General features: G+C 48.1%; 10 protein-coding genes and 1 other annotated feature. All 10 genes read left to right on the top strand.

Features of this window, described 5'->3' with window-relative positions:
- Positions 1-1557 carry a uroporphyrinogen-III C-methyltransferase gene (gene cobA / locus AOU00_RS06580; protein ID WP_061828814.1) on the top strand — a complete coding sequence of 519 codons (1557 nt, stop codon included), beginning with the start codon at positions 1-3 and terminating at the stop codon, positions 1555-1557.
- A gap of 47 nt (positions 1558-1604) precedes the next feature.
- Positions 1605-2603 carry a porphobilinogen synthase gene (gene hemB / locus AOU00_RS06575; RefSeq protein WP_028541574.1) on the top strand — a complete coding sequence of 333 codons (999 nt, stop codon included), beginning with the start codon at positions 1605-1607 and terminating at the stop codon, positions 2601-2603.
- Positions 2604-2633: 30 nt separating this feature from the next.
- Positions 2634-3938, top strand: a complete 1305-nt coding sequence (hemL, locus tag AOU00_RS06570; protein ID WP_025722720.1) for a glutamate-1-semialdehyde 2,1-aminomutase — start codon at positions 2634-2636, stop codon at positions 3936-3938.
- Positions 3935-4849: an RluA family pseudouridine synthase gene (locus AOU00_RS06565; protein ID WP_069290218.1), complete on the top strand. Its 915-nt coding sequence runs from the start codon at positions 3935-3937 to the stop codon at positions 4847-4849. The genes hemL and AOU00_RS06565 overlap by 4 nt, the downstream gene beginning before the upstream one ends.
- A gap of 126 nt (positions 4850-4975) precedes the next feature.
- Positions 4976-6307, top strand: coding sequence for a LysM peptidoglycan-binding domain-containing protein (locus AOU00_RS06560; protein WP_069290217.1), 1332 nt, complete (start codon positions 4976-4978; stop codon positions 6305-6307).
- 71 nt (positions 6308-6378) lie between these two features.
- Positions 6379-6663: a binding site (T-box leader), on the top strand.
- Positions 6664-6716: 53 nt separating this feature from the next.
- Entirely contained in the window at positions 6717-9383 is a 2667-nt protein-coding gene (locus AOU00_RS06555; protein ID WP_069290216.1) for a valine--tRNA ligase, read from the top strand.
- Between the two features lie 36 nt (positions 9384-9419).
- Positions 9420-10796 (top strand): bifunctional folylpolyglutamate synthase/dihydrofolate synthase, encoded by a 1377-nt coding sequence (locus AOU00_RS06550; RefSeq protein ID WP_069290215.1) that lies wholly within the window; start codon positions 9420-9422, stop codon positions 10794-10796.
- A 6-nt stretch (positions 10797-10802) separates the two neighbouring features.
- Positions 10803-12182 (top strand): UDP-N-acetylmuramate--L-alanine ligase, encoded by a 1380-nt coding sequence (gene murC / locus AOU00_RS06545; protein WP_069292014.1) that lies wholly within the window; start codon positions 10803-10805, stop codon positions 12180-12182.
- A 166-nt stretch (positions 12183-12348) separates the two neighbouring features.
- On the top strand, positions 12349-13542 hold the full coding sequence (locus AOU00_RS06540; RefSeq protein WP_069290214.1) for an SPOR domain-containing protein: 1194 nt from the start codon (positions 12349-12351) through the stop codon (positions 13540-13542).
- 121 nt (positions 13543-13663) lie between these two features.
- Positions 13664-13906, top strand: a complete 243-nt coding sequence (locus tag AOU00_RS25675; RefSeq protein WP_023989955.1) for a DUF4321 domain-containing protein — start codon at positions 13664-13666, stop codon at positions 13904-13906.
- The last annotated feature ends 22 nt before the right edge of the window (positions 13907-13928 follow it).

Genomic DNA, 13928 nt, shown 5'->3' with positions numbered 1-13928 from the left:
ATGGCAGGAAAAGTATATTTGGTAGGTGCAGGACCCGGAGACGCAAGATTAATTACGGTCAAGGGTTGGGAATGCATTCAATTGGGCGATGTCATTGTATACGACAGACTGGCAAGCCCGCGCCTCTTGGGATTGATGAAGCCAGGTGCCCAAAAAATCTATGTCGGCAAGTTGCCAGATCGTCACACCATGAAGCAAGAGGAAATTAATCAGCTGCTGGTGGATTTGGCCTTGGAAGGAAAAACAGTTGTTCGTCTTAAAGGGGGAGACCCCACTATATTTGGACGAGTCGGCGAGGAAGCCGGGCTACTGCGTAAACATGGTATTTCTTATGAAATTATACCCGGCATCACATCAGCAATCAGTGTGCCCGCCTATGCGGGCATTCCAGTCACACACCGGGATATGGCCTCATCGCTGTCTATCATTACAGGTCATGAAAGTCCCGATAAACTCGACAAAAGTATTCATTGGGATAAAGTGACGAACGCAACGGGCACACTGATCTTTATGATGGGTGTAGCCAAGATCGGCTATATCAGTGAACAGCTGATAAAACACGGCAAGCCGTCAAATACTCCTGTTGCCTTGATCCGTTGGGGGACCCGTGCCGAGCAGGATACGCTGGTGGGTACGCTGGCAGATATTGAAGCTAAGGTGAAGGCCGCGAATTTTCAACCTCCCGCCGTCATCGTTGTCGGAGAAGTGGTCAATCAACGTGAACAGTTAAAATGGGCTGAGGACATGCCTTTGTTTGGCAAACGGATTTTGGTTACTCGCGCGCGTGCGCAGGCCAGCAGTCTGGTTCGCCGGATTGAGGAGCTTGGTGGCGAGCCATATGAATTTCCAGTTATTCAGACGGTCGCCCCCTCGGACGAGCCAACCAAACAGGAGATTAAAGAGGCATTTGCGCGACTACCTGAATATGATTGGGTGTTTTTCACTAGCGTTAATGGAGTTGAATACTTTTTCACGCACTTAAAGGAACAGGGCAAGGACGTACGCATGCTGTTCAAAGCTCGTATTGCCGCAGTCGGACCAGCTACAGCAGCTGCGCTTCGGACACACGGAATTGTGGCAGAACAGATCGAAGGCCCTTTTCAGGCAGAAGGTTTGCTCGAAGGGTTTGAGCAGGATTTGCAGGCAGGGCAGAATGTATTTCTACCTAGAGGTGATCTAGCTCGGCCTTGGCTGCCAGAAAAGCTGAGGGAGATGGGGCTTCATGTGACCGAGGCTGATTTGTATCAAACTGTGCTGGCAGCCAACACACAGGATGACGAGCTCCTCAAGCTGCTTGAGGAACGAGCCATTCACGCGATTACGTTTACGAGTTCCTCAACCGTCACCTTTTTTCTGGAAGCGCTCAGACAAATGGGAATCCATGATCCGTTGTCGCTGCTGGAGGGAGTTACGATTGCTGTGATAGGTCCTTTGACCGGTGAGACAGCTACCCAAGCCGGTTTGACTGTGAGTTTTATGTCAGAGAAGGCAACCATTGAAAGTCTGATTCAATCGTTATGTGACTGGAAACGATCAAGTACTCTTATGACATTATAATTTTTTGTTTTTGCTAATGAATGTATAAAAAATGGAGGTTTGTATTCATGAGTGTTCCTTTTACTAGACATCGTCGTTTGCGCCAGTCGGCTGCAATTCGCAGTATGGTGCGTGAGACGGTATTAAATCCCGCTGATTTTATCCAACCGATCTACGTAACATTTGGCACTGGGGTGAAACAGGAAATTAGCTCTATGCCAGGTGTATACCGTTTTTCTCTGGATCGGCTGGAGGAAGAACTGAAAGAGATTAGTGAGCTTGGCATTCCCGCCGTGCTCCTGTTTGGCATACCGGAAACAAAAGACAGTGTAGGGACTTCGGCTTTTGTGGACGATGGTATTGTTCAGGAAGCTACTCGTTTGATCAAGTCTCGTTATCCCGAACTGCTGGTTGTGGCTGACACTTGTTTGTGTGAGTTTACGGACCATGGACACTGCGGTATGGTACACATGCATGAGCATGATGGTGAGGTATGCGGTGAAGTATTGAATGATGAATCTCTGGAGGTGCTGGTACGTACAGCCGTTTCTCAGGCCAGAGCTGGTGCGGATATTATCGCGCCATCTAATATGATGGACGGTTTTGTACAAGCGATTCGGCAGGGGCTGGATCTGGAAGGCTTTTCACATATTCCGATTATGTCGTATTCCGTCAAATATGCGTCTGCTTTTTATGGTCCTTTCCGGGAAGCCGCAGATTCTGCGCCGCAGTTTGGTGACCGCAAATCCTATCAGATGGACCCTGCCAATGCACGTGAAGCATTGCGAGAAGCGGAGTCTGATGTGCTAGAGGGTGCGGATATGCTGATGGTGAAGCCTTCTCTTTCTTACCTGGACGTGATGCGCACGATTAAGGATCAATTTGATCTGCCTATGGTGGCTTACAACGTTAGTGGTGAATATGCCATGGTCAAGGCAGCCGCTCTTCAAGGCTGGATTGATGAAAAAGCAATGGTGCTGGAGATTCTGACAAGCATGAAGCGTGCGGGTGCAGATATGATTATTACCTATTCGGCCAAGGATGCGGCAAGATGGTTGAAGCAATAAGTCTATTTTCAGAAGATAGGAGTGGTCAGATTGATCGACGAACAACGGAAAGTGCGCAAGGATACGAACTCCAAAGTAGCCTTTGATGAGGCAAAACAATACATTCCGGGTGGCGTTAACAGCCCGGTACGGGCTTTTAAATCTGTTGGGATTACACCTGTATATATTGACCATGGCGAAGGATCGCGTGTATATGATATTGATGGTCAATCCTATTTAGACTATGTATGTTCATGGGGACCGCTTATTATGGGCCATGCACATCCCGAAGTGGTTAAAGCTTTACAGGCTGCTGTTGTAAAAGGAACCAGCTTCGGCGCACCAACGTTGGCAGAAACCGAAATGGCCAAGCTCGTATGTGAGCGTGTTCCTTCTATGGACATTGTACGTATGGTTAACTCCGGAACTGAGGCGACTATGAGTGCGATTCGACTCGCACGCGGATTTACGAGCCGTAGTAAAATTCTTAAATTTGAGGGATCATATCACGGTCATGCAGACAGCTTGCTGATTAAAGCAGGCTCTGGGGTTGCGACATTAGGCTTGCCCGATAGTCCGGGCGTACCTGAAGTCGTAGCCACCCATACCATCACCGTCCCTTATAATGATTTGGCTTCGGTGAAGCTAGCTTTTGAGAAATTTGGCGAAGAGATTGCCGCAATTATTGTCGAGCCAGTAGCAGGCAATATGGGAGTTGTACCGCCACAGCCTGGATTTTTGGAAGGTTTGCGTGAGGTAACCCAGCAGTACGGAAGTCTGCTGATTTTTGATGAAGTGATGACTGGATTCCGGGTTGGACTTCATTCGGCTCAAGGTCGCTTTGGTGTGACGCCGGATCTTACCTGTCTGGGTAAAGTGATTGGTGGTGGACTCCCTGTAGGTGCTTACGGCGGACGTCGCGATATTCTGGAGCAGATTGCTCCATCGGGGCCAATTTATCAAGCGGGTACGCTTAGCGGAAATCCGCTGGCTATGGCAGCAGGTTATTCGACACTTAAATTGCTGACGCCAGAAGTATACGATCGCCTGGAAGAGAGGGCAGCAAGACTTCAAGCCGGATTCGAACGTAATGCGAGCGAGCTGGGTATCCCTGTCACGATCAATCGCGTGGGTTCCATGGTTTGTCCATTTTTTACAGAAGAAAAGGTTGTCAATTTTGACACAGCTAAAACGAGTAATCAGGACCACTTCCGCCGTTACTTTACTGAAATGGTGAATGAGGGAGTCAGTGTGGCACCATCTCAATTTGAGGGTATGTTTGTGTCGGGCGTGCATACGGTAGAGGATATTGATGCCACCATTGAGGCGAACTATCGCGCGCTCAAACGTCTATGAGCTGGCAAGGCGGCTGGACAAGAAGAGGACCGTGGCTGGAAGTCACGCCAGGACGGGAAATCACAGACGGGGAAAAAAACAATGCTGATGCTGTAGATCAGTGGTTGCTGAATTGTTTGGAATTACCGGAAAAGCTGTGGCGCAGACTGCGTCATGCAAAAGAGATTGAACTTACAGGGGACCGGCTGCGGCTGGCCCTTTTTCCTGTAATGAACCTTGGAATCACCCCTCGTTGGTATGATTTGAAGGTACTGTATGAAGATGATTTTTGCCTGGTAGTGCATAAACCGGCAGGTATGGCAGTACATCCGGACGGCGCTGTGCAGGATGGTCCGCTGACGTTGGATCATGCTGTCGCATCCTACTATGAGATGAATAGCATTCATGCGGCGGTAAGGCATGTACATCGTCTGGATGTGGATACGACGGGCCCAGTGCTATATGCCAAAAATGAATTTGCGTTGCTCAAGCTGGACGAGCAAATGCGAGCTAAGGATATAGGCCGCAGGTATGTAGCTTTGGTACGAGGGAAAGTACCCCCATCGCTGCGAACGTTGGATTGGCCGATTGGCAAGGACAGGCATCATAAGCAGCGCCGTCGTGTATCTCCAACTGGGCAAAAGGCGGTTACCCATATTGAACTCGGGGAAGTATGGGGAAGCGGTCCAAGTGCAGTGAGTCTCGTATATCTGACGCTGGAGACAGGCCGGACGCACCAGATTCGCGTACATCTTAGTCATGCTGGCTACCCGTTGCTTGGGGATGTATTATACGGGGGGCGGGCTACTGATTTTGGCAGGCAGGCGCTGCACGGAGAGCGTCTTACCTTCTGTCATCCGCTGAGTGGCGAAACGATTACCGTGGAGGATGCTTGGCCGGATGATTTTCAAAAGCTACACAAACAGCTATAAAAGATGGCATGCCTTCTATTTTGGCGCATATACTTGAACCTAGAAACGGTTTGCAATATGGAGTTTCCGTGCGCCTGACCAGAAGTCAGAGGATGTGCGGAGACTGCCCAAAGGAGGATGCCATCCTTGAACAAACAACAGAATGATCAGCCGCAAGGCTTGCGTTTTGATATTTATGAACGCATTCATTTGACGGAGGAAGCTGCCGGGATTGCTGAGTTGGAGGAAATTGAGCTTCTGCCACGCATTCAGGTTGTAACCCACGGCGACCATGCCGCTTTGCGAGGGCATTTGCTGCTGGAGGGCGTGTACCGCACACCTGAACAGATCACGAGCGAGCTTCATCATTTGATCCCTGTGGAAATTACCATTCCGCTAAACCGCGTAGGGAGATTGGAAGATATCTCTGTCGAGATTGAAAATTTTGATGTGGACCTGCTTTCTTTACGTAGTCTAAACATTACAGGCGTTCTTTCTTTGCATGGCGTGGAAAGCTCGCACGCGGAGGAGACGGCGGTTTGGCTGGATGAGGAATTTACCGTAGTGCATGCACCTGAGCATCCGGTTCAATCCCTTTCCGCCGATGGAGAGCATCATCATGCAGAGGCCTATTCTACCAATGACTCGTCCTCCGATCACGTTACAGATCCTGAAACTTCCTACAGAGTGCCATCACAACAGGAGTCCGTTTCTTGGGAACAGCCGTCTGAGGACCATGAGGAACAGAAGTCATTGTCGGAACAGCAAGCTTATGAGTCGGCAGTAGATCCTAACCGATTCTATGAGCCTTGGACGGGCAAAGCAGTTGAAGACAGCTCTCCCGAGGTCAAGCATGAGCATGGGTCTCCGGAAGTGTGGGGATTTCAGCAAGAGGAAGCATGGGCAGGGGGAAATGAGCCCAAAGTATCTTCCGCATCTCCTAATATAGTATATGAACCTTTGCTGTCTGAACCGCATCCTGGCACGGAGTCCGAGGTCTATCTGGAGACACAGTTGGAAGCGAGTCAAGTAGATAACTTCGACTTCAGGCCTGAAGCGTCAGAACAGGTTAACCACGAGGCCCATGACACCTTTACTGAGGATAAGCCAGAGATGCGTGTAGCGCTCAACAGTAAAAAGGATGAAGGGGCAGACGAGCCAGACCCGGTTGTCTACTCATCATTGCTCCAATCCAGCCGTTCGGTGAAGGAAGCCGAATACCAGCAGCAGTTGGAGCAGGAGCCGCAGAATCAGGATCAGAAAGCCGAAGAAGAGCGAGAGAATGCCAAGTGGAAGAACCTTTTTTTTCATACACAAGATGAAACACCTTTTCGCAAGGTGCGGTTATGCATTGTACAGCGCGAGGATACACTGGAAACCATAGCTGACCGTTATCAGCTCAGCACACGTGAGCTTCAACTGTATAACAGATTGGCGGAGCATCATGTGGAAGAAGGACAGGTATTGTATATCCCTTGATCCGGTTGCTGAAAAATGCACGGCGGGTGTTGACTATAGTCAATGGGAAATGTATGATGTGGTATAGTTATTGAAAGACTGAGATCGGGAAGAGTAGGCAGCAAGCCCTTCAGAGAGTGGAATTGCAGCGCTGTGAGGTTCCGCAGGAAGCTACTGGCCGAAGTCACCCGGGAGTCGCCTGTTTGAACGGTTCCTCATTTAATTCCTACGGAAGATAAGAGGCTCACGGTAGAATAAGGCCGGTCCGCAACCGTTATCTGCATAAAGTGTCACACCATGTGTAATGGATCAGTGGATACATACACAAGGGGTGAAACAAAGGTGGTACCGCGAGAGAACAGCCTTTCGTCCTTTGAGGATGAAAGGCTTTTTTTATTTGCCAATTGAAAAATCATGGAGGTATCCTGATATGTCAGAACAAGACAACAAGACAACCTTGGAAATGCCAACAACGTACGATCCAAAATCAGCAGAACAAAAATGGTACAAAACGTGGATGGAGAAGGGCTATTTCCGCGCTGGACAACATCCAGAGGCAGAGCCTTTTACAATCGTTATTCCACCACCGAATGTTACAGGTATGTTGCATATTGGACATGCTCTTGACTTTACTTTGCAGGATATTATTATTCGCGCTAAGCGGATGCAGGGGTATGATGCCTTGTGGCTACCAGGGGCAGACCATGCGGGTATTGCTACCCAAACAAAGGTAGAGCAAAAGCTGCGTGAAGAAGGCCTGACACGTTATGATTTGGGCCGCGAGAAGTTTTTGGAGAAAGTGTGGGAGTGGAAGGATCTTTATCTAGATAATATCCATAACCAATGGGAAAAGATGGGCTTTTCTCTCGATTATTCTCGTGAGCGTTTTACGCTGGATGAGGGACTGTCCCAAGCGGTACGTGAGGTATTCGTTAAACTGTACAAGAAAGGTCTGATTTATCGCGGTAAACGCATCATTAACTGGGACCCTGCTGCACGTACTGCATTATCGGACATTGAGGTGGAATACAAAGAGGTGAACGGAAATCTGTATCACCTGCAATATCCACTGAAAGACGGTAGCGGATTTATTACGGTAGCCACTACACGTCCTGAAACGATGCTGGGCGATACAGCTGTAGCTGTACACCCGGAAGATGAACGCTACAAGCAAATGATCGGCAAAACACTTGTGCTCCCAATCATCGGACGGGAAATTCCGGTCATTGCGGATGATTATGTTGATAAAGATTTCGGTAGCGGCGCGGTTAAAATTACACCGGCTCACGACCCGAATGACTTTGAAATGGGACAACGTCACCAGCTGCCACAAATTACGGTGATGGACGAAACGGGAACGATGAATGCCGAAGCAGGCAAATATCAGGGTCTTGATCGTAGCGATTGCCGTAAGCAAATCGTCGCTGATCTGAAAGAGCAGGGCGTACTGATTCGTATTGAAGAGCACGTACACCAAGTAGGCCACAGCGAACGTACAGGTGTAGTTGTTGAACCTTATCTGTCCACACAATGGTTTGTGGAAATGAAGCCTCTGGCAGCTAAAGCGATTGAAGTGCAGAAGGCTGGCAACGGGGTAAACTTTGTACCGGATCGCTTTGAACGTACTTATCTGCATTGGATTGAAAATGTGCGTGACTGGTGTATTTCCCGTCAATTATGGTGGGGACACCGTATTCCGGCTTGGTACGATGAAGAGACCGGAGAAGTTATTGTATCGGCGGAGGACCCTACAACTTTGCCTGAGTATGCTGGCAGAAAGCTAAAACAGGATGAGGATGTGCTGGATACTTGGTTCAGCTCGGCTTTGTGGCCGTTTTCGACACTGGGCTGGCCTGAGCAGACAGAGGACCTCAAACGCTACTATCCGACTAATGTCTTGGTTACAGGCTATGACATTATTTATTTCTGGGTATCGCGTATGATTTTTACCGCGTTGGAGTTTACGGAAGAGATTCCGTTCAAGGACGTACTTATGCACGGGTTGGTTCGTGATGCGGACGGTAGAAAAATGTCCAAATCCCTCGGCAACGGTGTTGATCCGCTCGACGTGATTGACCAATATGGTACCGATGCCATGCGTTATATGATTTCCACCAGTAGCACGCCTGGGCAAGACCTTCGTTTCCGCTGGGAGCGGGTAGAGCAGGCCCGTAACTTTGCCAATAAAATTTGGAATGCGTCACGCTTTGCGCTGATGAATCTGGAAGGCGTCACTTCGGCAGATATAGACATTACTGGTGACTTAAGCACTGCTGATCGTTGGATTTTGCATCGTCTAAACGAAACTTCACGCGACATCACGCGTCTAATAGATGCTTATGAATTTGGCGAGACAGGCCGCCTTCTGTATAACTTTATTTGGGATGATTTGTGCGACTGGTACATCGAGTTTGCGAAGCTTTCCCTATATGGCGAAAATGCAGAGGCGAAAAAGAAAACGCAGTCCGTACTTGCATATGTATTGGATCGGACACTGCGCATGATTCATCCGTTCATGCCGTTTATCTCTGAGGAAATATGGCAGCATCTTCCGCATGAGGGAGAGACGATTACACTGGCCGCTTGGCCTGTTTATGATCCTTCTTTTGAGGATAAGGATGCAGTTGCAGAAATGAATTTGCTGATCGACGTAATTCGCGCTGTGCGCAATATCCGTGCTGAAGTCAACGTGCCGATGAGTAAAAAAATTGAATTACTCATAAAACCCGGTGATCAAGCCGTTCTCGATATCATTAACCGCAATGGGGAATATGTACGTAGATTCTGTAATACGTCTGAATTCGACGCGGGATTAGAATTCACCGTTCCAGATAAAGCGATGACATCTATAGTTAGCGGCGCAGAGCTTTACCTGCCGCTGGCCGGACTGCTTGATATTGCCCAGGAAATTAGCAGACTGGAAAAAGAACTTCAGCATTTGAACAGTGAAGTGGAGCGCGTGGAGAAAAAGTTATCTAACCAAGGCTTTGTGGCGAAGGCACCAGCTAAAGTAATCGACGAAGAGAAGGCCAAGCAAGCCGATTACTCAGATAAGCGCGCTAAAGTTATCGCACGTATTGAAGAACTCAAGGGATAATTTCACTCACAATAAAATGACCTGAAGGTGAAGAGGATGTCAGATACGATCAGGGGCGGAGACACGGCTCCTTTACAAAGCTATGATGAAGCAGTGGAATGGATTAACGGCTTGATTCCGTTTGGTATCAGACCTGGATTGGAACGAATTGAACAGCTAATGAGTAAATTGGGTGATCCGCAACGACATCTGAAATTTGTGCATATTGCGGGAACCAACGGTAAAGGCTCAACTTGTGCCTTTCTGACCTCTGTGCTACTGAAATGTGGGTACGATGTCGGAACTTTTACGTCTCCGTACATCAGCCGATTTACGAACCGTTTTCAATTTAATGGGACCGATATTCCCGATGAAACGCTGGTTTTGCTTGCCAATCGCTTGTATCCGTTGGTGAAAGAAATCGCAGATAGTGAATTGGGATCACCTACGATGTTTGAGGTATCGACAGCATTGGCTATTTTATACTATGCTACGGTATCTTTCCCAGATGTTGTGGTATGGGAGACAGGTCTCGGGGGAAGGATGGATGTAACTAATATCGTGAATCCAATCGTCTCAGTTATTACGAATGTCGGCTATGACCATACGGATATTTTGGGAGATACGCTCGAACAGATTGCAAGGGAAAAGGCCGGTATCATCAAACCGGGTGTACCTGTCGTCAGTTGTGTTTCCCAACCCGAGGCTATTCAGGTCATACGTGAAACGGCGACAAAGCAAGGAGCTACCTTGTACCTGGCAGGAGAACAGTTTACGTATGAACGGCTAAATGGGGATGAAACAGCTCAGACCTTTTCATTCGCGGGGCCCTTCCGACATATGGAAATTGACATCACGTTGTTAGGCGAGCACCAATGTTCTAATGCGGCAGGAGCTATGATGGCACTTGAGGTCCTACGTCAGTATATGGCTTTTGTGTTGGATGATGCAGAATTGCTGGAGGGTTTTAGGCAAACTGCCTGGGCAGGGCGTCTCGAACAAGTCAGTACCTCGCCGAGGATTGTCCTTGATGGAGCTCATAATCCAGAAGGAGCACAGACGCTGGCCAAGAGTCTTCCTCAAGTGTATTCGTACAAAAAATTGGTTTTAATGATGGGAATGCTGTCAAACAAGCATCATGAAGCATACTTGCAGCATATACTGCCACTAGTGGATACGCTTATCCTGACCGAGCCCGATTTTCGCCGCAAAATGAATGCCGCTGAATTGGCTCATCTCGTGGAGAAGCTGCGGCCGTCTTATGCCAAAACGGATTTAAAAATAATTGTAGAAGGTGACTGGAAAAAGGCTCTTGGCCTGCTTCAGTCACATACGGAAGCGGAAGATCTGGGGGTGGTGTCCGGCACGCTGTACCTTATTGCGGATGTACGGGCTACCCTTATGTATCAAACCGATTCGGAAAAAGGTTGGTGAAATTTGTTGATTACTTCGGAACATGTTCATTTTATCGGTATCGGCGGCTACGGGATGAGCGCGATTGCTCGGGTCATGCTGGAGATGGGTTATACCGTGACTGGCTCAGATGTGGCATCACAGGAGCTGACAGAAAAACTGGCGGCAAAAGGCGCAAAAATATATATTGGACACACACCTGAGCATATTGCAGGCGCGGATATCGTCGTCTATTCAACAGCATTGTCACGTGACAATGTGGAGCGGGTGGCAGCGGAGGAATTGAATATTCCAACTCTGCATCGTTCGCAGATGCTGGCTCGCTTGCTTAACGAACGTAAGGGAATAGCTGTTGCGGGTGCGCACGGTAAAACGACAACCTCTTCCATGATCGCTCTGGTTATGGAAAGATGTAACGTTGATCCAACGTATATTATTGGCGGCGAAATCACGAATTTGGGGACGAATGCCAAAGCAGGTAAAAGCGAGTTTGTCGTTGCTGAGGCGGATGAGAGTGATGGTTCTTTCCTGCAATATCATCCTTGGCAAGGCATTGTAACCAATATTGAAGCGGATCATTTGGAAAATTACGATGGCGACTTTAATCGTCTGAAAAGTGCCTATGTACAGTTTTTGAGTCAAATTCGACCGGATGGGGCGGCTATTGTATGTGCAGATGATCAGAACATCCGGGAAATGTTGCCTCAGCTCCAGACTCGGGTCATTACTTATGGAGTGCAGCATGAAGCGGATTATATGGCGACAGATATCCAATTAGGTGACCGTCGATTAAGCTTCACTATGAGCCGTAAAGGAACAGCACTCGGAACGATCGAACTATCAGTGCCGGGTAAACATAACATGTATAATGCGATGGCTACTGTGATATCCTGTTTGGAAGCAGGGATTCCATTCGATCAAATCGCTGCTACTATTGTAGAATTTCACGGAGCGAAGCGTCGTTTTCAAGTACTAGGTGAAAGCAATGACATACTGATTATTGATGACTATGCGCATCACCCAACAGAGATTGAGGCTACGATTAGCGCAGCGAGAGCGACTGGCAAGCGTATTATTGCTGTATTCCAGCCGCAACGCTATAGCCGCACCTTTTTCCTGCTCGATGCGTTTAGCCGCGCGTTTAGCGAGGCTAGTGAAGTCATCATTACCGATATTTATTCACCAGCGGGAGAAAAACAGATTGAAGGCGTGCATTCTTCCAAGCTCGTGGATTTAATCGTCCAAAACAGCAATGCTAATGCAATCTATTTGCCGACCAAAGAAGCCGTGATCGAGGAGTTGAAAGATCGATTACAGCCGGGTGATCTTGTGCTGACGATGGGAGCGGGAGATATCTGGAAAGCAGGTGACGCGTTAGCGCGCCATCTTCGCGGACAGCAAGTGTAATACGTATAAAAAAGAGCTGTTACGCCAATGAATTACATTTATTCAAGGGTATTCCGAACACGATTGTGTTTCGGGATACCTTTTTTTGTAATGCTGGGGCATATATTCTTAGCTTGACTCATACAACAGACTATGAGGAAGTATGGGACAAGGAGGGAGTGCATCCATGAACAAGACCAAGATGACATTCCGGTTCGACCAACAGTTGCCGGAGACAAGCCGGGAGGATAAGCTACAGGTGCTTCCGTACAAAAACGAGTCGATTACGAACGAACAGCGTGAAACGATTAGAGGAATGAATAAAAATGCTGTAACTACGCAAGAAACCGAGCTCAATGAGCCTGAGGATCTGAATAAACGTATTTCAAGTCGGCACTTTGCTCCGACATTAAGAGTACAAGAGGGATGGGATGACCCCTTTGGCCGTTCGGCGGCTTCTTGGTCAGATGTGGACGTTCTACCAGATAGCCTAGAAGAGAATGAGGAAGCTTATCATTCTGGCCAAGAGTACAGAAAACGTCCGCCCCACCCTTCTAGATGGAAACTGGTTGGTTCTGTAGCCAGCGCACTGGTGACCGGGGGGATGTTTGGATATATTATGTTGTTACTGTTTAACGGAGGAGGCATGGTCCCGGGAGCAGATCCCTCAGTAGAGGAGGCTGTACCGGTCTTTAAAGAATCCGTTGGTGTGGATGCAATATCTGCAAAAGAGAATTCTGTCCCTGTCACTGTCATAGAGGCTCAGGTACCTCCACAAACCTACTATTTGCTGCAATATGGGGTTTTCAGCACTCCAGAACGGGCCTTACAAGCAAAAGAAGAACTGTTGAAGGCAGGCATTGCAGCAGGAGGGGATACCGAGGACCAAAACCGGGTATATGCAGGAATATCACCGGATAGGGAGCAAGCTAAGTTACTCAGCAATCAGTTGAAAACACAAGGAGTCGAATTGTATGTTCGTGAGCTTGAATTGCCTGGATTCGAAAAAGCGGCTTACGGAGGCGAAGGCGATAAACTCACTGGCTTTTTTCAGTTAAGTAGTTCATTGGTGGGTAAGTTGAGCGGACTTTCCTCAACCTTGCTGGGAGAAGGAGGTGCGAATACGGTGCCAGCCTCCGACATGAAGGAGCTGAACGACCTGCATCAGCAGTGGACACAAAATATCACTGCACTTCCTACCGGTCTTCCAAAGGAAGCGGTTGCTTCCGCAACCTCACTTGAAAAGGCGATGAACAGCGCGATCTCTGCACTTGGGGAATATAATAAGAATACAGCCAAGGAACACATTTGGGAGATTCAGTCCTCCATGATGGAATATGTTTTGCGTGAGAAGGAATTTATCCAATTCATAAAACAATAGACTAGCCATATTTTCCGGCAAGGAACTGGAAATAGTTCCCCATGCCGGATTTCTGTTTGTATTGCAGTACAAATCACCGTATAATAATGAAGGTGTCAAAAAATGGCGAGGGAAGATCAGGATGAAAAAAAATGTAGGAATGCTTATACTGTTTTTGTTGCTCGGTTGGCTCTTGGGTGCATGGATTGCCAAAGCCCTTCAATCGATCAAATTCCTTTCCTTTCTGACCCACCCCACTAGGATATCTTGGTCGCCGAGAGCGGACCTGGATATTATCAGCTACAACATAACGATAAATTTTGAATTGAGCCTGCTTAGTCTGATCGGCATCATTGCCGCGTTCTGGCTGTACCGCAGGCTCTAACTGATGAAAAGGAGCTTCCCTT

The sequence above is a fragment of the Paenibacillus polymyxa genome (assembly GCF_001719045.1).
Taxonomy (GTDB): domain Bacteria; phylum Bacillota; class Bacilli; order Paenibacillales; family Paenibacillaceae; genus Paenibacillus; species Paenibacillus polymyxa_B.
Note: the sequence above shows the minus strand (reverse complement) of the source record. Positions and strands in the feature narration are given on the sequence as shown.